This is a genomic window from Streptomyces sp. NBC_00390 (assembly GCF_036057275.1).
GTDB lineage: Bacteria > Actinomycetota > Actinomycetes > Streptomycetales > Streptomycetaceae > Streptomyces.
The window spans coordinates 2962712-2985233 of record NZ_CP107945.1 but is presented as its reverse complement, the minus strand read 5'-3'; the positions used below and the strand labels follow the sequence as shown (position 1 = coordinate 2985233).

The 22522-nt window shown below is 70.2% G+C and carries 20 protein-coding genes and 1 tRNA gene; 16 read left to right on the top strand and 5 right to left on the bottom strand.

Annotated features, from left to right (window positions below; all coding sequences use genetic code 11):
• The first annotated feature begins 9 nt into the window (after positions 1-9).
• The 5 genes from OHS70_RS12480 to OHS70_RS12460 all read left to right on the top strand — a co-directional run bounded on the left by OHS70_RS12480 (position 10) and on the right by OHS70_RS12460 (position 3863).
• On the top strand, positions 10-2184 hold the full coding sequence (locus OHS70_RS12480) for an ATP-dependent DNA helicase UvrD2 (RefSeq protein WP_328396757.1): 2175 nt from the start codon (positions 10-12) through the stop codon (positions 2182-2184).
• Between the two features lie 163 nt (positions 2185-2347).
• A complete protein-coding gene (locus OHS70_RS12475) occupies positions 2348-2671 on the top strand; it encodes a hypothetical protein (RefSeq protein WP_328396755.1) in 324 nt (107 codons plus the stop codon).
• A gap of 190 nt (positions 2672-2861) precedes the next feature.
• Positions 2862-3230, top strand: coding sequence for a WhiB family transcriptional regulator (locus OHS70_RS12470; RefSeq protein ID WP_328396753.1), 369 nt, complete (start codon positions 2862-2864; stop codon positions 3228-3230).
• Entirely contained in the window at positions 3227-3550 is a 324-nt protein-coding gene (locus tag OHS70_RS12465) for a hypothetical protein (RefSeq protein ID WP_328396751.1), read from the top strand. The genes OHS70_RS12470 and OHS70_RS12465 overlap by 4 nt, the downstream gene beginning before the upstream one ends.
• Positions 3551-3662: 112 nt before the next feature.
• On the top strand, positions 3663-3863 hold the full coding sequence (locus OHS70_RS12460) for a hypothetical protein (protein WP_328396749.1): 201 nt from the start codon (positions 3663-3665) through the stop codon (positions 3861-3863).
• 42 nt (positions 3864-3905) lie between these two features.
• Here the strand turns inward: OHS70_RS12460 and OHS70_RS12455 are convergent, their stop codons facing one another.
• Together OHS70_RS12455 and OHS70_RS12450 are read right to left on the bottom strand one after the other, a co-directional pair.
• Positions 3906-5309, bottom strand: coding sequence for an ABC1 kinase family protein (locus OHS70_RS12455; RefSeq protein WP_328396747.1), 1404 nt, complete (start codon positions 5307-5309; stop codon positions 3906-3908).
• A 47-nt stretch (positions 5310-5356) separates the two neighbouring features.
• A complete protein-coding gene (locus OHS70_RS12450) occupies positions 5357-6520 on the bottom strand; it encodes a ThiF family adenylyltransferase (RefSeq protein ID WP_328396745.1) in 1164 nt (387 codons plus the stop codon).
• Between the two features lie 225 nt (positions 6521-6745).
• On the opposite strand from OHS70_RS12450, the gene OHS70_RS12445 reads away from it, so the two are divergent.
• The 4 genes from OHS70_RS12445 (at position 6746) to OHS70_RS12430 (ending at position 10560) form a co-directional block, all read left to right on the top strand.
• Entirely contained in the window at positions 6746-7369 is a 624-nt protein-coding gene (locus tag OHS70_RS12445) for a M48 metallopeptidase family protein (RefSeq protein ID WP_328396743.1), read from the top strand.
• Between the two features lie 107 nt (positions 7370-7476).
• Entirely contained in the window at positions 7477-9093 is a 1617-nt protein-coding gene (locus tag OHS70_RS12440; RefSeq protein ID WP_328396741.1) for a TerD family protein, read from the top strand.
• An 11-nt stretch (positions 9094-9104) separates the two neighbouring features.
• Positions 9105-9785: an AIM24 family protein gene (locus tag OHS70_RS12435; protein ID WP_328396739.1), complete on the top strand. Its 681-nt coding sequence runs from the start codon at positions 9105-9107 to the stop codon at positions 9783-9785.
• Positions 9786-9804: 19 nt separating this feature from the next.
• Complete coding sequence (locus tag OHS70_RS12430; protein ID WP_328396737.1) at positions 9805-10560, top strand: AIM24 family protein; 756 nt, start codon at positions 9805-9807, stop codon at positions 10558-10560.
• 77 nt (positions 10561-10637) lie between these two features.
• Here the strand turns inward: OHS70_RS12430 and OHS70_RS12425 are convergent, their stop codons facing one another.
• Both OHS70_RS12425 and OHS70_RS12420 read right to left on the bottom strand, forming a co-directional pair.
• Positions 10638-11159, bottom strand: coding sequence for an NUDIX hydrolase (locus OHS70_RS12425; protein WP_328396735.1), 522 nt, complete (start codon positions 11157-11159; stop codon positions 10638-10640).
• Positions 11156-12601, bottom strand: coding sequence for a zinc-dependent metalloprotease (locus OHS70_RS12420; RefSeq protein ID WP_328396733.1), 1446 nt, complete (start codon positions 12599-12601; stop codon positions 11156-11158). The genes OHS70_RS12425 and OHS70_RS12420 overlap by 4 nt, the downstream gene beginning before the upstream one ends.
• 190 nt (positions 12602-12791) lie before the next feature.
• Between OHS70_RS12420 and OHS70_RS12415 the strand changes: the two genes are divergently transcribed.
• The 4 genes from OHS70_RS12415 to OHS70_RS12400 all read left to right on the top strand — a co-directional run bounded on the left by OHS70_RS12415 (position 12792) and on the right by OHS70_RS12400 (position 16040).
• Positions 12792-13904, top strand: a complete 1113-nt coding sequence (locus OHS70_RS12415) for an SDR family oxidoreductase (protein WP_328396731.1) — start codon at positions 12792-12794, stop codon at positions 13902-13904.
• A 172-nt stretch (positions 13905-14076) separates the two neighbouring features.
• Entirely contained in the window at positions 14077-14538 is a 462-nt protein-coding gene (locus tag OHS70_RS12410; RefSeq protein WP_328396729.1) for a molybdenum cofactor biosynthesis protein MoaE, read from the top strand.
• A gap of 140 nt (positions 14539-14678) precedes the next feature.
• Positions 14679-14855 (top strand): hypothetical protein, encoded by a 177-nt coding sequence (locus OHS70_RS12405; protein ID WP_328396727.1) that lies wholly within the window; start codon positions 14679-14681, stop codon positions 14853-14855.
• A gap of 93 nt (positions 14856-14948) precedes the next feature.
• Positions 14949-16040 (top strand): YlbL family protein, encoded by a 1092-nt coding sequence (locus OHS70_RS12400; protein WP_328396725.1) that lies wholly within the window; start codon positions 14949-14951, stop codon positions 16038-16040.
• Positions 16041-16137: 97 nt separating this feature from the next.
• Here OHS70_RS12400 and OHS70_RS12395 read toward each other — a convergent pair whose 3' ends face one another.
• The gene (locus OHS70_RS12395) at positions 16138-16695 is read right to left on the bottom strand and encodes a PPA1309 family protein (protein ID WP_328396723.1); all 558 of its coding nucleotides are present in this window, start codon (positions 16693-16695) and stop codon (positions 16138-16140) included.
• 136 nt (positions 16696-16831) lie between these two features.
• Here OHS70_RS12395 and OHS70_RS12390 point away from each other — a divergent pair, with 136 nt between their 5' ends.
• The 3 genes from OHS70_RS12390 (at position 16832) to OHS70_RS12380 (ending at position 22494) form a co-directional block, all read left to right on the top strand.
• Complete coding sequence (locus OHS70_RS12390; protein WP_328405582.1) at positions 16832-19726, top strand: UPF0182 family membrane protein; 2895 nt, start codon at positions 16832-16834, stop codon at positions 19724-19726.
• Positions 19727-19768: 42 nt separating this feature from the next.
• Positions 19769-19842: transfer RNA gene (locus OHS70_RS12385), tRNA-Met, on the top strand.
• 249 nt (positions 19843-20091) lie between these two features.
• Positions 20092-22494, top strand: a complete 2403-nt coding sequence (locus tag OHS70_RS12380; RefSeq protein WP_328396722.1) for a tetratricopeptide repeat protein — start codon at positions 20092-20094, stop codon at positions 22492-22494.
• Positions 22495-22522: the final 28 nt, after the last annotated feature.

The window sequence follows — 22522 nt, the reverse complement described above, 5'->3', positions numbered from 1 at the left end:
CATGGCGGGGTGACAGCAGCAACGCACTCCTCTCTCTTCCCGCAGGTCCCCGAGTCGGCGGACGCGGTGCTCGACGGGCTCGACCCGGAGCAGCGCGAAGTGGCGACCGCCCTGCACGGTCCGGTGTGCGTGCTGGCCGGAGCCGGCACGGGCAAGACGCGCGCGATCACGCACCGCATCGCGTACGGGGTGCGCGCCGGGATACTCCAGCCGGCCAGTGTGCTGGCCGTCACCTTCACCAACCGTGCCGCCGGGGAGATGAGAGGCCGGCTGCGCCAGCTCGGCGCGGGCGGGGTGCAGGCCCGCACCTTCCACTCCGCCGCCCTGCGCCAGCTGCAGTACTTCTGGCCCAAGGCGGTCGGCGGAGAGATGCCCCGGCTCCTCGAGCGGAAGATCCAGCTGGTGGCCGAGGCCGCCGCGCGCTGCCGTATCCGCCTCGACCGGAACGAGCTGCGGGATGTGACGAGCGAGATCGAGTGGGCCAAGGTCACCCAGACCGTGCCGGCCGACTACCCGGCCGAGGTCGCCAAGTCCCTGCGCGACGCACCGCGCGACCCGGCCGAGATCAGCCAGATCTATGCGATGTACGAGCAGCTCAAGCGCGACCGCTCGGCGATCGACTTCGAGGACGTGCTGCTGCTGACGGTCGGCGTCCTCCAGGACCGGCACGACATCGCCGACCAGGTCCGCCGCCAGTACCAGCACTTCGTCGTCGACGAGTACCAGGACGTCAGCCCGCTCCAGCAGCGGCTGCTCGATCTGTGGCTCGGTGAGCGGGACAGCCTGTGCGTGGTCGGCGACGCCAGCCAGACCATCTACTCCTTCACCGGTGCCACCCCGGACCATCTGCTGAACTTCCGCACCCGCCACCCCGGTGCGACGGTGGTCAAGCTGGTCCGCGACTATCGCTCCACCCCCCAGGTCGTTCATCTGGCCAACGGGCTGCTGGGCCAGGCCACCGGCCGGGCAGCCGAGCACCGTCTGGAGCTGATCTCCCAGCGCGATCCCGGCCCTGAGCCCGCCTATGTCGAGTACGGGGACGAGCCGGCCGAGGCCGAGGGCACCGCCCGCCGGATCCGCGACCTCATCGCCGCGGGCGTCCCGGCCGGCGAGATCGCCGTGCTCTACCGCATCAACGCCCAGTCGGAGGTCTACGAGCAGGCGCTCGCCGACGCGGGTGTCCCGTACCAGCTGCGCGGCGCCGAGCGGTTCTTCGAGCGCCAGGAGGTCCGGGAGGCCGGCATTGCCCTGCGCGGCGCGGCCCGCGCCGGAGGCAACGACTCGCTGCTCGACGATGCCGAGGATCTGCCCGCTCAGGTCCGGGCGGTGCTGTCCACCAAGGGCTGGACGACCGAGCCACCCGCCGGATCGGGAGCGGTGCGCGACCGCTGGGAGTCGCTCGCCGCGCTCGTCCGCCTCGCCGAGGACTTCGCGCGGGCCAAGCCCGGGGCGACGCTCGCCGATCTGGTCGCCGAACTGGACGAGCGCGCTGCCGCACAGCATGCGCCCACCGTCCAGGGCGTCACGCTCGCCTCTCTCCACTCGGCCAAGGGCCTGGAGTGGGACGCCGTGTTCCTGGTCGGGCTCACCGAGGGCATGATGCCCATCACCTACGCCAAGACGGACGAGCAGGTCGAGGAGGAGCGCCGGCTGCTCTATGTGGGTGTCACGCGGGCCCGGCTGCATCTCTCGCTGTCCTGGGCGCTGTCCCGCCAGCCGGGCGGCCGTGCCTCGCGCCGCCCCACCCGTTTCCTCAACGGCCTGCGGCCCGGCTCGGTGCCGCTCGGCAGCCGTGGGGCCGGCGGAGCGGGCGGGGTCGAGCGTGGCAGCGGCAAGGGTCGCAAGCGGCGCGGCCCGGTGGTGTGCCGGGTGTGCGGCAAGACCCTGACCGATGCGGGCGAGATGAAGCTGATGCGTTGCGAGGACTGCCCGTCGGACATGGACGAGGCACTGTACGAGCGCTTGCGTGCATGGCGCTCGGAGCAGGCGAAGGAGCTCGGCCAGCCCGCGTACTGCGTGTTCACCGACAAGACTCTGATGGCGATCGCGGAGGCCGTGCCGGGCAGCGAGGGCGACTTGGCGGGGATCTCCGGTGTCGGCGGCCGCAAGCTCGAGCGCTTCGGAGTCGATGTCCTGGCCATCTGTGCAGGTCAGGAGCTTGGCGAGGTTGTTGAGAGTGACTGATACAAACTCGTCGAAAAAATAGTTTGCGCGCGCCCCAGCCAGCCCCATAGGTTCTTAACCACGAGAACAGGGCTTCTTCGAAGCGCTGTCCTCGTGCTGTACTTATCCGAATAGCGAGACCGGCCCCGGCCGGTCCCCGAGACGCCGAGAGGAGGCGATTCCAGTGATCAGCATCAAGACCAGCTTCATCCGCACCGCCAAAATGACCGATCGCTCGGTCGTCTCCGCCTGCTCGCTCGGCTTCTCCGCTGCGTTCCAGGGCACCGGTATGTCCGGCATCTCCGCCGTGCTTCCCGTGTCCGGCCTGGGCGGCCTCTCCCTCCTGGAGCGCAATGAGCGACCGGCCAAGGCACTGGAAGCAGGAGTAGCAGCGGCAGAGGCTCAGGCCTATGCCTTTGCGGCGGCCAGTGCCGAAACCCAGCAGACGACGATGCACCACACGAAGTGGGCCTTCCGCGGGCTCGAACCCTGGAGTGATCCAGCCTGATCCAGCATCAGGCCGGCGCCTTCAGGGCCGCGGAACCCCACCCGGGATCCGCGGCCCTTCTGTTTTCCCCACCAGGGATCACAGAGCGAAGGGGCCTCGGGATACGCACCACCCGGTACCAGCCCCCGGCACCGTCGGGGGACCCGCAACCGGCCACCAGCCGGCACGACCAGACGAGGAACAACACACCGTGCAACTCGAAGCGCACGCCCCGTCCGTACCGCCTTCCGAGACTCTCTCCCCGCCCGCCTGCACCGAGGACTCCACCTTGACTCCCCTCACCGCGCTCACCGCGCTCGACGACGCCATCGAGAACCTCGGCGTACCCGTCCCCTGCCGCTCCTACGACCCGGAGGTCTTCTTCGCCGAGTCGCCGGCCGATGTCGAGTACGCCAAGTCCCTGTGCCGCACCTGCCCGCTGATGGAGGCCTGCCTCGCCGGCGCGAAGGAGCGGCGTGAGCCTTGGGGCGTCTGGGGCGGAGAGCTGTTCGTCCAGGGCGTGGTCGTCGCCCGCAAGCGGCCGCGTGGCCGCCCGCGCAAGAACCCGGTCGCGGCATGACCGCCATCGGAACCATCGACCGACCCGTCACGCACGATCCCCAGAAGCAGGCCCCGATGACCTCTTCCACGAGCGAGCCCAAGGGCTCCGCCGCCCCAGCCTTCACCACCATCGGCGCGAACACCTCGCGTCAGAACAGGACCCGCGAAATGCAACTCATCCCAGAAGCCCTGGCTCGCGCGCATATGAGCGAGCGCATGCGTGAAGCCAACGCGGAACGCCAGGCCCAGCGCCTGGTCGCCGCCCGGCGCATGCAGCGCCGCGCCGAGCGCGTGTCCCTGCGCGCCCGTCGCGCCCTTGCCATGGCCGTCATGCACTGACGGCTCGGCCAACCCTGCGGGGGCCGGTCCTTAACGGACCGGCCCCCGCAGTGCGTTGGGACGGCGGTGCGTTGCACCTGCGCCCGGCCCGATGCGGAGGTATCGTCACGAGGTGGACGAGCAGAAGACTCCGCGCCCTGCACAGCCGGGTGCCGAGACCATCGTGTGTTCCCGCTGCGGCACCGTCGCCGAGGGGGCCCCGCCCACCTGGACCTTCTCCATGGAGAACGGCGTTCGCCACCACTACTGCGAGGACTGCGCCCGCGCCAACCTCCGGGCGATCGAGGGACGCCTGGACTCGGACTGGTGGTAGCGCCGCCCGCCAGGTCCCAGGGGCTGGTACCGAAAACAGTCCCTAGCCTTCGACGGCCGCGCTCCCGGCTTCCGCGGCGCCCGCGTCCGCATCTTCCGTCCCTGGCCGGGCCGACTCGTGCGGGGGCAGGAACCCGGGCAGCCACGCATCCAGTTCGTCCCGAAGCCGCACGGTGGCGTTCATCTGGCACAGCACCCCGATCGTGCTCAGCGTCACCCGGTGTATCAGCAGATACGCGGGCGGCAGGTTCAGCTGCTTGCCCAACTGATAGGCGGGGGAGCGGATGTCGGCGATCCGTGCAGCTTGATGGCGCATCCATCGACGGGTGAAGGTGAACTCCTCCACCTCCGCCGGTTCGATGATCGGCAGCAGATAGCCGAGCACTGCCTCCGGGTCGAGGTCGATGGACTCCTTCACGAAACCCGCCTCGCACAGCAGTTCGTAGACTGCCTCGGCCTCGCCCTCCAGCGTCATCCGCAGGCATGCGCCGATGGTGGTCGGCAGCCCGCCGGGCAGCCGGTCCACCGTGCCGAAGTCCAGCACTCCCAGCCGCCAGCCCTCACCGTGCTCGCCGGGAAGGAGCCGGAAGTTCCCGGGATGCGGATCGGCGTGCAACAGCCCTGTGCGAGCCGGGCCGGAGAAGAGGAACCGGGCGAGCAACTGGCCTGCCCGGTCCCGCTGTTCGGACGTGCCCCCGGTGATCACCTCCGCCAGCGGTATGCCGTCGATCCACTCCGTCACCAGCACCTGGTCGCACTGGTGCACCACATCCGGAACCATCACATCGGGATCGTCCGCGAACTCCGCAGCGTGCTCCCGCTGGGCCTGCGCCTCCAGCCCGTAGTCCAACTCCTCGGACACCCGGTCACGGAGTTCCGCGATCAGCGGCTTGATGTCCATCCCGGGAATCAACGGCCCCAGCAGCCGCGCGAACCGGCTCAGCTGGGTCAGGTCCGACAGCAGTGCCTCCCCCGCGCCCGGGTACTGCACCTTCACCGCGACCTCGCGTCCGTCGTGCCACACCGCCCTGTGCACCTGGCCGATGGACGCGGCGGCCGACGGCTTGTCCTCGAAATTGAGGAACAGCTCACGCCACCCGTCGCCGAGCCGCTCGTCGAGCACGGCGTGGACCGTGCGGGTCGGCATCGGGGGTGCGGCTTCCTGCAGCTTGGTGAGCGCCGCACGGTAGGGACCGGCGACCTCCTCGGGGAGTGCCGACTCGAAGACGGACATGGCCTGTCCGAACTTCATCGCGCCGCCCTTGAGCTCACCCAGTACACGGAACAGCTGTTCCGCCGTGCGCTGTTGCAGCTCCCGCGCGACGATCTCCGCGGACTTGCCGCCGATCCGCTTGCCCAGGCCCCATGTCGCGCGTCCGGCGAAACCCAGTGGCAGTGCGGCCAGCTTGGCGGTCCGGGTGACCGCCTTCCGGGGAAGATCAGACATACGCCCCTCCAAATCCCAGACAGCCGTGCCGCATGTGCCCTGTGGCGTTACACCGTTGACGGCGATGGCTCGGCCATTGTCTCGTGTGTCGGACCGAACCCCAGGGTGCGCCCCCTCTCACTTTTCCTCTCCGCGCTGCAGGGACAGTCGAGATGGGGCGGGACGGACTCGGACCGCCAGCGCAGCAAGGGAAGTGACACTTCGCACCGGGCTCCCACGCTCGCCGGCAGCTCACCGTCCAGAAACGACAGCGCATGCGCCGCCGCCAGGCCCGCCACGGTGGTGGCCAGGGCGACATCGCAGGCCGGCGGCGCCGCCCTGCGCCGTCCCGAGCGCCACTGGGCCAGCAGCCTGGCCCGCCCCGGGTCCTGTTCCGCCCTGCCTCGTTCCAGACATTCGGCACATGCGGAGCAGCCGGGCAGCACCAGCGGGCCGACCACACCGGTCGCCTCGACAACCCCCGCATACAGATGCGGAGTCCCGGTCGCGATCCAGTCCTCAGCGCCCGCCGGGTCCGGCGCATACGCGGACAGCCCGTCCCGTGGCGCGACGACGATCAGCGACAGACCCGGCTCGCCCGTGCCCGCCGTACCCGTATCGGCGGCGCGCGGAGGGCGGTCGGGTGCGGTGCGCCGCACGAGCTGCCGGGCAGCCACCGCCCGCCGTTCACCGACGGCTGCCCCGGGCAGCCCGCCCGGAGCGACATCACCAGGCTCCGCACATCCGCCGTCCAGTACCTCGATCCGGCCCACCCCCGCCGCCGACAACGTCGCCGCGACCGTGGCACCGACACGGCCCGCGCCCCGCACCTGAACCCGTATCGCCCGCCGGGCGACAAGCCGTCCCATCCCGCCGCCCGGCTCGGGGTGGATCACGGACAGTGACGCCAGATCGGGCCGAAGCCGTTCGAGCGCGCCGGCCCGGGTGCGTAAGGCATCGGCGGCCGGCCCCCCGGCCGTCGCGTCGTCGACCAGGCCCGCTGTCGCCAATCGCGCCACCAGCGCGTCGACTTGGCCATCCGGCAGCCCTATCATCCGCGCCTGCTCACGCAGGAGCGGAAGGCCACGGGTGCCGTCCAGCAACTCGATCAGGGAGCCGGTGGCCGTGTCCACCGGGCCCACCGTCACCGCGTGCGCGGGTGTGACCCCGAACTGCACTGATTGACGATCTCGCCATGCTCGCCGCAGGGCAGGCTTCATCATCGGGTGCATATCCACTTCCCCCGTCGATCTCGGAACGTCGGACCCGCGAGGACCGGAACGCCGCCCGGCACTTCGCTCAACCGGTGTCAGAATGCCCGGCCGCTTCGGCGGGTGTGAAAAGTTGTCCACAGGCGTGGGGTATTAGTCGTTCAAATGGTGGAGCCATGGAGTGGATCACGTTCGAACCGTTCCCGAGGCGGGACTTCCGCCCCTGACAGCGGGTAACGTCGGGGCGTGCCCGTCGACCCTTCCCCTCGCCTCGCTGGGGAGACTCCGCCGCACGGCCCGGGGAGTCAGCAGCGCAGCGCGACACGCCACGCGCCACGCGGATCGGGGACGAGTGCGGTCGAGGTCCGCAGGAGCGCCCGGCGCAGCCGGACCGTCTCCGCCTACCGTGAGGGCGACCGCACCATCGTGCTGATTCCCGCCCGGATGTCGGAGGCGGAGGAGCGGCGCTGGGTCAGCGTGATGCTGGACAAGCTGGCTGCCCAGGAGAGCAAGCGGGTCCTCGGCGACGCCGAACTGACGGAGCGGGCGGAGCGGTTGTCCGCCCAGTATTTCGACGGGCGGGCCCGGCCGACGTCCGTGCGCTGGGTGACGAACCAGAACACCCGCTGGGGCTCCTGCACCCCGGCAGAGGGCAGCATCCGCCTCTCGCACCGTCTGCAGGGCATGCCGGAGTACGTCGTCGACTACGTGCTCGTCCATGAACTCGCCCATCTGCTGGTACCCGGCCACGGCCCGCGCTTCTGGCGGCTGCTGGAGGCCTACCCCCGTACCGAGAGGGCCCGGGGCTACCTGGAAGGCGTCGTCTCCGCCGACCGTCTCCCGCACCTGCCTGCAGCACGCGGAGAGTGACGGTCCACGGTCCTGTACCGAATGTGTACCGGCTTGGCTCAATGTCGGCCTCAGCCGTTAGCCTGGCGCGACGCATTCAAATTCGGGATGGGGGACGGTCGTAACGCATGGCCAGGGAATTTCAACGCGGCCACAAGGCCAAGATCAGTGATCTCACGCCGGGGACGGATCTGTACGTAGGTGTGCAGATCGCCGCTCCTGGGCTGACCTTCGACATCAGCTGCTTCGGACTCGATGCGAACGAGCAGCTCTCGGACGACCGGTACTTCATCTTCTTCAATCAGCCGAAGTCGCCGGAGGAGTCGATTCAGCTTCTGGGCGCACAGTCCGGTGACACCGAGTCGTTCCGCGTCACACTGGATCGCATCCCGGCGAACATCCACAAGCTCTCCTTCACCGCGACGATCGACGGCGCGGGACAGATGTCGCAGGTCGGCCCGGGGTACATCCGGATCGTCGCCGGCGGCGAAGAGGTCGTCCGGTACGCCTTCACCGGCTCGGAGTTCTCCACCGAGCGTGCGGTGATGCTGGGCGACTTCTATCTCAAGGACGTCTGGCGGTTCGCGGCGGTCGGCCAGGGCTTCGACGGCGGACTCGACGCACTGCTGAAGAACTTCGGCGGCGAGGTCGCCGAGGAGCAGCCGGGCGCGCAGCAACCGCAGGCCGCGGCACCCTCGTTCGCGCCGCCGCAGGCCGCCGCGCCGGCCCCGGTGTTCGGCGCACCGGCCCCTGCCCCGCAGGCGCCCCAGGCGGCGCAGCCCGCGCCCGCCTTCGGCGCCCCGGGCCCGGCGCCCGCGCAGCCGAACCCGCAGATGCACGCCGCTCCGACCGTCGCCGCGCCGCTGCCGCCGGGCACCGTGCCGCCGCCGGCGCCGTCCCCGTACGGACAGCCGCCGCAACAGCCGCAGTTCGGCCAGGTTCCGGGGCAGGTGCCCGGCCAGGTTCCGCCGGGCATGCCGTCGCCGTACGGTCAGCAGGCCCCCGCGCCCTACGGTCAGCAGCCCCCCGGCATGCCCCCGGGCGGCATGCCGCAGGGCGTTCCCCAGGGAGTCCCGCAGGCGGGTGCCGGTCTGCAGGCCGCGCTCCAGCCGTACCGCGAGACCCCGACGGGCCAGCGCTGGACACCGCAGAACCAGCAGCTGATGCGGGTCGACCTGACCATGGGCGGTACCCCCGTCCTCGCCCGTCAGGGCAGCATGGTCATGTACCAGGGCAAGGTCGATTTCAGCTACAAGGGCGCCGGTTTCGCGGGCCGTATCGTCGGCAATGCCACCGGCCAGGAGATGCAGCTGATGCGCTGCACCGGCCGTGGTCAGGTGTTCCTCGCGGAGGACGGCGCGCATCTGCACTCCATCGAGCTGCAGGGCGACGGCATCTGTGTCTCCGCCGAGAACGTCCTCGCCTTCGACGAGTCGCTGCAGCACGAGGTCCGTCGCATCGAGGGCCACGGCATCCCCGGCGGCGCCCTGTTCACGATGATGTTCCAGGGCACGGGCACGATCGTCGTCAAGACCCACGGCATCCCCGTGGTCCTGCCGGTCACGCCCACCACCTTCGCCGACTGCAACGCGGTCGTGGCGTGGTCGGCGGCATCCCAGGTCATCCTCTCCAGCCAGGTCCGGCTGCGGCGCAATGCCTACCCGGGCCACAGCGGGGAGACCGTGAACCTCCAGTTCCGGGGCGCGCCCGGCAACTTCATCGTCGTCCAGCCGTACGAGGTCTGAGGGAGCCCGACATGAACCAGCAACTCGCGGGCTTCGCCCCGACCCCGATCGCGGCCCGGATGGAGAACCACGGCCGCACCATGCTCAAGGTCGCCATGGCCACAGGCCAGGACCTGTACGCGCGTGCCGGCTCGATGGTGGCCTACGAGGGCTTCGTCCAGTACGAGCCCAACCCGCCCGCCGTCCGCCAGGTCGCCGCCCAGTGGGTGACCGGCGAAGGCGCGCCCATCATGAAGTGCTCCGGTGACGGCCTGCTCTACCTCGCCGACTACGGTGCGGACGTCGTCGTCATCAATCTCAACAACGACTCCCTCTCGGTCAACGGAACCAATCTGCTGGCCTTCGACGCCCACCTCCAGTGGGGCGTCGAAAAGGTCAAGGGCCTGGCCAAGTTCGCCGGACAGGGCCTGTGGAACGTGGAGATCGAGGGCACAGGATGGGTCGCCCTGACCTCCCGCGGCACGCCGATCGTCGTGGACTGCGGCCGCGGCGAGGACGAGACCTACGTCGACCCGGACGCCCTCGTCGCCTGGTCCCCGAACCTCAAGGTGAAGGGCAAGCGCAGCTTCAAGGCCTCGTCCCTGATCGGGCGGGGCAGTGGAGAGGCCTACCAGATGGCCTTCTCGGGCCAGGGCATCGTCGTCGTACAGCCGAGCGAGGACAGCACCGACCGCCTGCGGATCCGGGGCTGAGGGGGAGCGGGAACACACCATGCAGAGTTCGCTTTTCAGCAACACGGAGCAGCAGTCCCAGGACCGCTACGTCGTGCAGAACCCGCAGTTGCTGCGGGTCTCGCTCACCGGCCACGACGACATCCTCGCCCGCAAGGGCGCCATGGTGGCGTACCAGGGCCTGGTCGACTTCGACGGCGAGTACCAGACCAGCAGCCAGCGACGGGCTCGCGCCAACACCGGTGAGGGCCTGGACCTGATGCGCTGCTCGGGACAGGGCACCGTCTACTTCGCCAACCTCGCGCAGTACGTCCATGTCGTGGACGTGGACCAGGAGGGCATGACGGTCGACAGCGCCTATGTCCTCGCGCTCGACTCCACGCTGCACACCGAAGTCATCGCGGTGGACAGCCAGTACGGCATCTCCGGATCCGGCAAGTACCAGCTCAACATCTCCGGCCGGGGCAAGGTCGCGCTGATGACCTCCGGCCAGCCGCTGATGATGCAGGTGACACCGGACAAGTACGTCAGCGTGGACGCCGACGCGATCGTCGCCTGGTCGTCCGCACTGCGGGTGCAGATGCAGTCCCAGACCCACTCGACGGGCGTGCGCCGCCGACGCGGCAACACCGGTGAGGGCTGGGAGCTCAGCTTCCTCGGTCAGGGCTTCGCGCTCGTGCAGCCCAGCGAGGTCATGCCGCCGCAGAACGCGGACCTCGGACAGGGGCTGCGTGCGCAGTACGGCGTGGGCCAGCACGGTTCGCACTCCCAGAACCAGAACAACGCCTGGAACTAGCCGAACCTCATGAGTAAGGGGCGGCCGCTGAGAGCGGTCGCCCCTTACTCGTTCCCTTATGCCTCACGCCGCATGTCTCACAGCGCCGCGCGGGTGCGCTCCAGCAGTCTCACGACAGACGCATCGGCCACGTCCGGCACCTCGTCGTACGCGAACCAGCGCAGGTCCAGTGACTCCTCGCTGATCTCGGCGACCGCTCCGGCGGGCGCCAGCGCCGCGTACTGCACATCGAGATGCCACGTGCAGGGCGCGGGAATCGGGTGCCGGTCCAAGGTCACCGGACCGCCCGGCAACAGCGTCAGACCGCTGATGCCGGACTCCTCCGTGGCCTCGCGCAACGCGGCCAGCGCGAGCGTCTCGTCCCCCGGCTCGCAGTGGCCGCCCATCTGCAGCCACATGCCGAGCTTCCGGTGCAGTGTCAGCAGCACCCGCCCCCGGTCCGGGTCGATCACCAGGGCGCTGGCCGTGAGATGCCCGGCTCCGCAGGCCTTCCACATGGCGTCAGGGTGCGCCGCCAGGTGGTCCAGATACAGCCGCCGCAGCTCTTCCTGATGCTCGTAGCCCTTCAGTACGAGCAGGGCGTCGTCATGCAGGCTCACTTCTCGTCGTCGCCCTTTTCGCCGGTGCCGCGCTCTTCCGCGGTGCCCTTGCCGCCCTTGCCGTCCTCGTCGCCCTTGGAAGCGGCCTCACCGAGCATCTTGTCCAGCTCGGAGAAGTCGAGCTGCTCGCGGTGGACGAAGCCGTCCGGATCGTCCAGATCCGTGGCCGTGGGCAGCATGTCCGGGTGCTCCCACAGAGCGTCACGCCCGTCCATCCCGCGCGCGTCGGTGAGCGAGGCCCACAGCCGAGAGGCGTCCCGCAGCCTGCGCGGACGCAGCTGCAGACCGATCAGTGTCGCGAACGTCTGCTCGGCGGGGCCGCCCGATGCCCGGCGCCTGCGCAGCGTCTCGCGCAGCGCCGCGGCGGACGTCAGACGGCTCGACGCCGCCTCGTGCACCACGGCGTCCACCCAGCCTTCGACGAGGGCCAGCGCGGTCTCCAGCCGGGCCAGCGCGGCCTTCTGCTCCGGGGTGTCCTCCGGCTGGAACATGCCCTGCTGCAGCGCCTCCTGCAGCTGCTCGGGGTGCGTCGGGTCGAACTGGCCGACCACATCCTCCAGCTTGGTCGTGTCGACCTTGATCCCGCGCGCATAGCCCTCGACCGCACCGAACAGATGCGATCGCAGCCACGGCACATGGGCGAAGAGCCGCTGGTGGGCGGCCTCGCGCAGGGCGAGATAGAGCCGCACCTCCTCCTTCGGCACCCCGAGGTCCTTGCCGAGCGCTTCGATGTTCAGCGGAAGGAGAGCGGCCTTGCCGGCCGGGCCCAGCGGCAGCCCGATGTCGGTCGAACCGACCACCTCGCCCGCGAGCACACCGACCGCCTGTCCGATCTGCTGACCGAACATCGCTCCGCCCATGGAGCGCATCATCCCGATCAGCGGACCTGCCATGGCCTGCATCTCCTCGGGCAGCACATCACCCATGGCGAGGCCGACACGCTCGGCCACCGGGTCCACGAGCTGCTGCCACGCCGGGAGGGTCGCCTCGACCCACTCCGCGCGGCTCCATGCCACGGCCGTGCTCGCGCCCGACGGGAGCGAGGTCGCTCCGTCCAGCCACAGATCGGCCAGCCGCACGGCCTCCTCGACCGCGGTCCGGTCGACCGGACCGACGCTCACGTCCTTGGTGCCGTCCGGCGTGCCCTGGGAGACCGTCTGGCGCGCGATCTGCTTGGCCATGTCCCAGTTGACCGGGCCGCCCTCGTAGCTCAGCATCTGGCCGAGCTGCTGGAAGGCCGCGCCCAGGTCGTTCGGGTTCAGGGAGCCGAACATGGCCGCGAAGGGGTTGTCCCCGCCGCTGTCCCCGAAACCGAAACCGAACGGATCGGCCGGGGACCCACCGGAGCCCTGGCCACCTCCGGCGGGATTCTTCTTCTTGCCCTCGTCGCCGTGCTCCGGCTCCTCCGGCGGAAGGCCGAATCCGAATGGGGTGTCACTCACGGGTTTCCTCGGCTCGTAGGGCCACCGGCGTCCTGCCGGCGGCGACTGCCTGACAACACTCTCAGCGTAGACATCCGGGACGCTTATGGGCTCGGTGCTCCGCCGAGGCGTGGCCTGCGGCAGGATGGACGCCACCTGGTGCGTAGACGTCATGCGCTTACGTACTGAAGACAACCGCTGGAGACGCCTGGTGAGTTCCCCAGATCCGCAGGTTCGCGCAGCGCGAAACCACTCAGCCGCTGCCGCCGGCCGTGGCCCCGTCGTGGCGGTCACCGGTGCCGCCACGGGCGTCGGCGACCTGCTCACGAGGCGTCTTGCCGCGTCCGGAGAGGTCAAGCAGGTCATTGCGATCGACGAGCGCCGCGGTGAGGTGTCCGAGGCGCAGTGGCACATTCTCGACGTACGGGACCCGGCCATCGCGGAGAAGCTGCGCGGCGCCGATGTGGTCGTGCACCTCGCACTCGACCTCGACCTCGAGTCCGATCCCGCCGCACGGACCGCCTACAACGTGCGGGGCACCCAGACGGTCCTGACCGCGGCGGCCGCCGCCGGGGTCCACCGGGTCGTCCTGTGCACGTCGGCCATGGTCTACGGGGCGCTGCCCGACAACGACATCCCGCTCTCGGAGGACGCCGAGCTGCGTGCCACCGCGGAGGCCACCGGCGTCGGCGACCTGCTGGAGGTCGAACGCCTGGCCCGCCGCGCGCCCCGTGCGCACCCGGGTCTGAACGTCACGGTGGTAAGGCCCGCCGTGCTGGTGGGCGGCACCGACACCGCGCTCACCCGGTACTTCGAGTCGCCGCGGCTGCTCGTGGTCGCGGGATCACGTCCCACCTGGCAGTTCTGCCATGTCGAGGACCTCGTGAGCGCCCTGGAGTACGCCGCTCTGGAAAAGGTCGAGGGCGAGCTCGCGGTCGGCTGCGACGGCTGGCTGGAGCAGGAGGAGATCGAGGAGCTCAGCGGTATCCGCCGCATGGAGCTGCCGTCGGCGGTCGCCCTGGGGGCGGCGGCAAGGCTGCACCGGATCGGGCTCACCCCGTCCCCGGCCGGAGACCTCGCGTACACGATGCATCCCTGGGTGGTCAGCGTCAGCCGGCTGCACGACGCGGGCTGGCGGCCGCAGTGGACCAACGAGGAGGTACTCGCCGCGCTGCTCGAGGAGGTCGAGGGCCGGCACACGGTCGCAGGCCGCCGTCTGGGCCGCAAGGACGCCACTGCCGCGGGCGCCGCTGGGGCGACGGTCGCGCTTCTGGGCACCGCAGCGCTGGTGCGGCGTGCCCGCAAGGCACGGCGCCGCCTGTAGGACCTGCCCGCCGGACCGGCTCCTCGGACCGGTCCGGTCCCGGGGGGAGGCGCCGGGGGCGACGAGGCCGTCGGCGTGCGGGCCGGGACTGTAGAAGGCTCCAAGCCGACCGGCCCCCGACCGGTCGATGGGGCTATTTCGCGTCGTCGGGGGCGTGCGGCACGATGGCTGCATGGCACGCACCAACGATCATCCCGGTGAGCAGGCGGCGCAGGACCCCATCCGTCTGCTGGCGATCCGCGAGACCCCGCTCTCCCTCGACGAGGTGTTCGCGGCTGTCGGTGACGACGCCGCGGGCGGCACCGCGCTCTTCGTCGGCACCGTGCGCAACCACGACGGAGGTGCCGATGTCGACGCCCTCGGCTATTCGTGCCATCCGACGGCCGAGGCCGAGATGCGCCGTATTGCGGAGAAGGTTGCCGCGGAGTACCCGGTCCGGGCCCTCGCCGCTGTCCACCGTGTGGGTGACCTGAGGGTCGGTGACCTGGCCGTTGTCGTCGCCGTGTCCTGTCCGCACCGGGGGGAGGCCTTCGAGGCTTGCCGGAAGCTGATCGACGACCTCAAGCACGAGGTGCCGATCTGGAAGCATCAGAAGTTCTCGGACGGCACCGAGGAGTGGGTGGGCGCCTGCTGACACGCGCGTCCTGAGCGCAACCCGGACGGCCCTATCCGCCCCGATTTGCGTAACCACAGCCCTGCCATGAGCGTTGAATTCGCGGGTGGCTAATCTGCTGATCACTCGGGCGGGTTGCACATGAACGTAGGGAGGTCGCGATGGCAGTTCTGGCATGGTTGCTGATTCCGCTCTTCGCCGTCATAGGCGCTGCGATATGGGCGAGCTGGGCCTCGCGCAACCGCAGTGCCGGGGACGTGGCCGAGCTTGCCGGTTATGCCCGTTTCCGTGACGCGATGGAGAAGGCTGCCCCCGGCTCCGACGCACTCCATCACTGACGCCGACCGCGCGCCGACGTCACCGCCTTCCGCAGCCCCCGTACGGACCGGCCCCGACGGTGCGCCTACAGGCCCGTCCCGTACTGTCGTTCCATGCCACGCCGCACTGCGACGATGCTCGCCTCCACGCTCATCTTCATCGCGCTGCTCTGCGCAGGGGTTTTCTTCCCCGTGCCGTACTCGGAGATGTCGCCCGGGCCGACGGTGAACACCCTGGGGGCCGCGGGCGGTGAGCCGGTGCTCAAGATCTCCGGCCGCAAGACCTATCCCACCTCCGGGAACCTCAACATGACGACCGTCCGGGTCACCGGGGCGGACTACCGGATGAACCTGGTCGAAGCGGTCTACGGCTGGCTGGCACACGACAACGTGGTGGTCCCGCACGACACGCTCTACCCGAACGGCAAGACCGAAGAGCAGTCGACCCAGGAGAACGCCGAGGAATTCAGCCAGTCCCAGGAGAGCGCCAAGGTCGCGGCCCTGCGGCAGCTGAAGATCCCCGTGCAGTCGCGGGTCGTCGTCGCCTCCGTCGTCAAGGACACGCCTGCGGAGAACAAGCTGCACGCGGGCGATGTCATCCGCGCCGTGGACGGCACGGCCGTCAAGGCGCCGGAGGACGTCGCGAAGCTCGTCGTCAAGCACAAGCCCGGCGAGAACGTCGTCTTCACGGTCGTCCCCGCGGACGACGCGGCGGCAGCCGAGAAGGCGGGCAAGGAGCCCAAGGGCACCGAGAAGGTCACGATCACCACGGTGAAGGCGGGCGGCGGGAAGAGCCGGGCGATCGTCGGCATCCAGGCCGGGACCGACCACACATTCCCCTTCGGTATCGACATCAACCTGGCCGATGTCGGTGGCCCCAGCGCGGGTCTGATGTTCGCCCTCGGCATCGTCGACAAGCTCACCCCGGACCGGATGACGGGCGGCAAGTTCGTGGCCGGCACCGGCACGATCGACGAGAACGGCAAGGTCGGGCCGATCGGCGGCATCCGTATGAAGCTGGTGGGCGCGCGCAACGCCGGCGCGGAGTATTTCCTGACGCCGAAGGACAACTGCGCGGCGGCCGCATCGGACGTGCCGGACGGCCTGAAGCTGGTGAAGGTCGACACCATCGGCGATGCCGCCACGTCCCTGGCGAAGATCCGCTCGGGCGACCTCTCCGGCCTGCCCGCCTGTTCCGCAAGCTGACAGCACAGCACAGCACAGCACAGCTGCAGCGGGGCACGGCACGGCACGAGGCGCCGCTCCCGGTATCGGTCCGGAAGCTGCGCCCCGCGCCGCTGAGCTACGCCTCGAACGTCGCCGTCAGAGCCTCCGCCAGGCCCGGAACCAGATCGGCACCGGTGAGGACCTCGTTCGGGGAGTCTTTCTCCCGCAGCCGCAGCGCCGACTCACGCGCACCGTCCCGCAGCACGGCCACGGTCATCCGGACCTCCTGCCGGTCCGGATGACGGGCGACCCACTTGGCCAGGGCCGCCTCGTCGAGGCCGTCGGGAACCGAGCTCTCCGCGGACGGCGGCAGCATCAGCCGCTCGACCGTCAGGGCGCAGCCGGCCACCGCGTCGGGCCAGGCGATCGTGCCGAGAAACTCGTCCAGCGCGGTGCCGGCCGGGATCTCGTCCTGCTCGACCGGGGTGAGCGGCGCGGCCGCTTCACCCCCGTCAAGACCGAGCTGGGCGGCGAGCCCCGGCTCCTGGGTGCGCAGTTTGGCGGTGTCGACGAGCGCGAAGAGCCGTGCGGGCTGGTCCCAGCCGAGTCCGGAGGCGTACTCGTCGATCTCGAGCACGGCGCGGGTGAGCGGGCTCGCGGCCATCGGGGGGCCGGAGGAAGAAACGTTGGACATGGGCAATATCCTGCCTCCTTCCGGGCCCGGGACGGGAACTAGGTAAAGCCTCAGCAAGTTGGATGAGTGGGCTCTACGATCGCGGGGCCCGATTCACACGACAGCGAAGTTCGAGGTGCGCACGTTGGCTTTCCAGATGCCGGACCGCGGCGGAGGCCCGACCGGGCCACGGATGAGAGTAGGCCGGCCCTCCCGGCGTGTCCGCACCCTGCTCATGACGCTGGGCGTCCTGGCCGCGCTGGCCATGGTGTTCGTCATGTTCTCCGGGTTCTGGACCGACTGGCTCTGGTACCGCTCCGTCAACTACTCCTCCGTCTTCACCACCACTCTGTGGACCAAGATCGGCCTCTTCGCCGTCTTCGGTCTGCTGATGGCCGCTGCGGTGGGGGTGAACATCTGGCTGGCCCACCGGCTGCGCCCGCCGCTCAGCGCGATGTCGCTGGAGCAGCAGAGCCTCGACCGCTATCGCATGGGCGTCGCCCCGTACAAGAAGTGGGTGCTTCTCGCGATCACGGCGCTGGTGGGGCTGATCGCCGGCGCCTCCGCCACCAGCCAGTGGCGGACCTGGCTGATGTGGGTCAACGGCGTGTCCTTCGGACAGAAGGACCCGCAGTTCCAGATGGACGTGTCGTTCTTCGCCTTCGACCTGCCCTGGTACCGGTTCCTGCTCGGCTTCGGCTTCGCGGCCGCCGTGCTGTCGCTGATCGCCGCCGCACTGACCCACTATCTGTACGGCGGGCTGCGTATCACGAGCCCCGGCGCCCGTGCGACCGCCGCGGCCACCGGCCACCTGTCGGTGCTGCTGGGTGTCTTCGTCTCGCTCAAGGCCGTTGCCTACTGGCTCGACCGGTACGGGCTCGCGGTGAAGTCCAGTGACTTCAAGGCGACCAGCAACTGGACCGGTCTGCGGTACGTGGACGCGAACGCGTACCTGCCGGCGAAGACGATCCTCTTCTGCATCGCGATCATCTGCGCGGTGCTGTTCTTCGCGACGCTGTGGCGCCGCACCTGGCAGCTGCCGGTGATCGGCTTCGGCCTGATGGTGCTCTCGGCCATTCTGATCGGCGGCCTCTACCCGGCGATCGTGCAGAAGTTCCAGGTCCAGCCGAACGAGCAGGCCAAGGAAGCCGAGTACATCCGGAAGAACATCGAGGCGACCCGCAAGGCGTACGGCATCGACTCCGTCAAGCCCACCGACTACTCGGGCACGGGCGAGCTCAAGGCGAGCGAGCAGCAGCGCAAGGACGCCGCCTCGGCCGCCAGCTACCGGATAAACGACCCCAACATCGTCTCGCCCACCTTCCAGCAGCTGGAGCAGGAGCGGAAGTACTACCAGTTCCCGCAGACTCTCGACGTCGACCGCTACAAGGGCCAGGACACCGTCATCGGTCTGCGTGAGCTGAATCTCGCCGGGGTCGACAAGCGCAACTGGATCAACGACCACTTCACGTACACCCACGGCTACGGCGCGGTCGCGGCCAAGGGCACCGGCACCGCAGCGGGCACCTCCGGCGCCCCCGACTTCACCGAGTCGGGCCTGCCGTCCAAGGGCAGTCTCGGGGACTACGAACAGCGGATCTACTACGGCGAGAAGACCTCCCAGTACTCGATCGTCGGAGGGCCCCAGAAAGAGCTCGACTACGAGGAGGACGGCGGCGGTCAGGTCACCACGAGCTACAAGGGCAAGGGCGGCATCGACCTCTCCGGCCCGCTCAACCGCGCCGCGTACGCGGTCGCCCTCAGCGAGCCGCAGATCCTGTACTCGGGTGCCATCGGCGAGGGTTCGAAGATCCTCTACAACCGCACGCCCAAGGAGCGCGTCGAGGCGGTCGCCCCGTGGCTGACCATCGACGGTGACGCGTACCCGGCAGTGGTGGGCAAGCGCATCCAGTGGGTCGTCGACGCCTACACGACGACGAACGGCTATCCGTACGCCTCGCGTACGACGCTGGGATCCACCACCGCCGACTCGCTGACCGACCGGCAGCGTGCCGTGGTCGCCCAGCAGAACCAGGTCAACTACATCCGTAACTCGGTGAAGGCCACGGTCGATGCCTACGACGGCACCGTCACCCTGTACGAATGGGACGACAAGGACCCGGTCCTGAAGACCTGGAAGAAGGCGTTCCCGGGCACGGTCAAGGCCAAGAGCGAGATCCCGGCCGAACTGAAGTCCCATCTGCGCTACCCGCAGGACATGTTCAAGGTGCAGCGCGAGCTGCTCAGCCTGTACCACGTCACCCAGCCCGACCAGTTCTACAACGCGAGTGACGCCTGGCAGGTGCCGCACGACCCGACCCGGCAGACGGACAACCAGGCGGTTCCGCCGTACTACCTGTCGATGAAGCTGCCGGGCCAGAGCGCGCAGCAGTTCTCGCTGACGACGACGTTCACCCCCAGTGGACGGCCCAACCTCCGTGCCTTCATGGCGGTCGACGCCGATGCGAACAGCGCCGAGTACGGCAAGATCCGCCTGATGCGGGTGACCGACGACAAGGTGGACGGCCCCGAGCAGGTCCAGAACAGGCTCAACCAGTACCGGCCGGTGGCCAACTTCGTCCGTGACCTCAAGGGCGCCGACTCGACCATCAAGTACGGCAATCTGCTGACGGTTCCGCTGGACAAGGGATTCCTGTACGTCGAACCGATCTACGCCCAGGGCCGCGGCTCGGAGTACCCGCTGCTGAGCAAGGTGGCGGTCGTCTACGGCGAGAAGATCGGCTTCGGCGACAGCCTGAGCGACGCCCTCAGCCAGGTCTTCGGCGTGGAAGGCGCGGAACCGACGCCGCCGACCACGCCACCGGGCGACGGCACCACCAAGCCCCCGCCGGCGACAGGGGACGCTGCGCTCAAGGCAGCCATCGCGGACGCCCAGGAGGCGTACGACGCGTCCAAGGCGGCGCTGAACAAGCAGCCGGTGGACTGGGTCGCGTACGGCAAGGCACAGGCGGACCTGGAGGCGGCACTGCAGCGCGCGGCCGAAGCGCAGACGGCCGCGTCCGACTCCAAGCCGCCGGCGGAAGGGGACTGAACAGGGGCCACCCCGCGTCGTGGTACGGTTGCATCACAACGACGCGGGGTGGAGCAGCTCGGTAGCTCGCTGGGCTCATAACCCAGAGGTCGCAGGTTCAAATCCTGTCCCCGCTACTCGAAGAAGAGGGCCCGGATCCATCAGGATCCGGGCCCTCTTCGTGCTGTCTTTCGTTGCCCTTTTCGTACGGTCCGATGTCGTAGGGGTCACTTCCGTGTGGCTTGTGGGGTGAAGTGCGTGCCGGATGACGCGTGTTGAGAGCCGACGTGTTTGACTTGTCGTTCTGTGGGCATGTCGACAAAACGCTGAAGTGACCTCACTGGTCGCGGTATACCAGGTGTACGCGGGTTGCAGGTGGTGCGACGATGGAATCTATGGGGGACAGGGCAACACTGTTGGAAACAGGGCGGTTTGTACGGCCGCATACGGAGGATGCGCCGGACGCGAGCAGTGCGGCCGGACGCGTCGACAACGTTGACAGCGCGTTGGAAGGGGCCGGCGCGGCGGGCACCGATGCGGTGGAGACCGCCGGGGCCGAGGCGCGGCACCGGCGCGCAGCCGACAACGGCGACACGGCGTCGATGAGCGTGCTCGGTGCGCTGCTGCTGCGCCGCGGAGACCTTGACGGCGCCGAGCCCTATCTGCGCGGTGCCACCGCTGACGGAGACCGTGCCGCTGCGAACAACCTGGGTGTCCTCCTCCATCAGCGCGGATACGCAGACGAGGCGGCCGGATGGTGGCGCATCGCCGCCGTCGCCGGTTCCGCCGCCGCGGCGCACGCCCTGGGACGGCATTTCCGCGAGCGCGGCGACGAGCCCGGGGCCGAGTACTGGCTGCGCCAGTCGGCCGAGCAGGGCCACGCACTGGGGGCGTACGCCCTCGCCGACCTTCTGGAACACCGCAGCGACTCCGGCGCGGAGCGCTGGCTGCGTACCGCCGCCGAGCAGGGCCATCGCGAGGCCGAGTACCGCCTCGCCCGCACTCTGGAACGCCTGGCGGCGGCCCGGGCCCGGGGCGGGGAGGGCGCAGGTCGCCTGGACCTGAGCGGCCCCGCCGACCGCGCACGCCAGGCGGGCGGCGAGAGCGCCCACCCGTCCGGGCGGGCAGCGGACCGAACCGACGGCCCCAGCGGGCCGCCGGGTGCTGCGCACCGGCCCCGTGGCGGCGTGGATGCCGTCGAGCCGGACGCGGGTGGAACGGGCGCGGCCCGGCGCGTGGGGGCCTTGCGTCAGGACCGTTCTGCCGGCGCCGCCAGGCCAGGTGCCGCTGTGCCGGGTCAGAACGGCGGCGACCAGGCCCGTGCGGGCAGGGCGGCGCGATCGGGTGCGGGCGGGCGGGCGGACGCCGGGCGCGAGGCCCGCCGCGACGAAACGGGCCCGGACGCTTCCGCGCGACAGGCCGGGCGGGACGGCACCGGCCCGGACGCTTCCGCCCGGCAGGCCCGTCGGGGCGCAGAGGCCGGCGGCGCGTCCGTCCATGGGGACGGTGCGCGCGAGCGTGACTCCGGTACGCCGCCGCAGGAGCAGGCCGGTGATGAGACCGCGGGCGCAGAGCTGTCCCTGCTCGACGAGGCCGAGCAGTGGTACCGGCAGGCCGCCGCCCGTGGCCACCGCCGTGCGGCCCTGTACCTCGGGGCCATTCTCGAGAAGCGCGGCGAACTGAAGGAGGCCGGGCGCTGGTATCTCACCGCCGCCAAGGACGGCGAGGCCCGGGCCGCCTGTGCGCTCGGTTTCCTGCTGCGCGACGCGGGTGACGAGGAGAGCGCCGCCGTGTGGTGGCTTCGCGCTGCCCAGGACGGTGACGGCAACGCCGCCAACGCGCTCGGCGCGCTGCACGCCGCACGCGGTGAGCAGCAGACCGCCGAGCGCTGGTACCGCGCCGCCATGGACGCGGGAGACGTGAACGGCGCCTACAACCTCGGTTTGCTGTGTGCCGCCCAGGACCGCACGGCCCAGGCCGAGCAGTGGTACCGCCGAGCCGCCTACGCCGGGCACCGCGAGGCCGCCAACGCGCTCGCCGTACTGCTCCTGCAGGCCGGGGACGCGACCGGCGCCGAGCCCTGGTTCTCCAAGGCCGCCGAGGCCGGCAGTGTCGACGCCGCCTTCAACCTGGGCATCCTCCACGTCGGCCGCGACGACGACCGCACCGCCCTGTCGTGGTACCGGCGGGCCGCGGCCGCCGGTCACACCGAGGCCGCGCTCCAGGTCGGCATCGCCCTGCTCAGGGACGGTGACGAGCAGGGCGCCGAGCGTCATCTGCGGTGTGCGGCGGGCGGCGGCAGCGCCGAGGCGGCGTTCCGCCTCGCCACCGTGCTCGACGCCCGTCAGCCGCCGCCCGGACCGCCGGCGCTCGGCGAGTCGACGGTGGAGAAGAGCGAGTGCGAGGGGTGGTACGAGCGCGCCGCCGTGCAGGGCCACCGCCGTGCCCAGGTGCGTGTCGGGATGCTCGCTGCCGCCCGCGGCGACATGACGGAGGCCGCCCGCTGGTACCGGGAGGCCGCCGAGGCCGGCAGCCGTAACGGCGCCTTCAACCTCGGACTGCTGCTCGCCCGCGAGGGCAGTGAGCGCGAGGCGGCCCTGTGGTGGACCCGCGCCGCTCGTGCGGGTCACGGCAGGGCAGCGCTGCGCCTCGCGCTGCTCGCGGCGCGCAGAGGGGAGCTGGCCGAGGGGCAGGGATGGTGCACCAAGGCGGTCGAGCTGGGGCCCGCGGAGGTGGCGGAGCGGGCCGCCAGGCTGCGCGAGGCGCTGCGCCAGGAGCTGACCGCATAGCTTGTTGTACAGCTCACGCAAGAGTGAT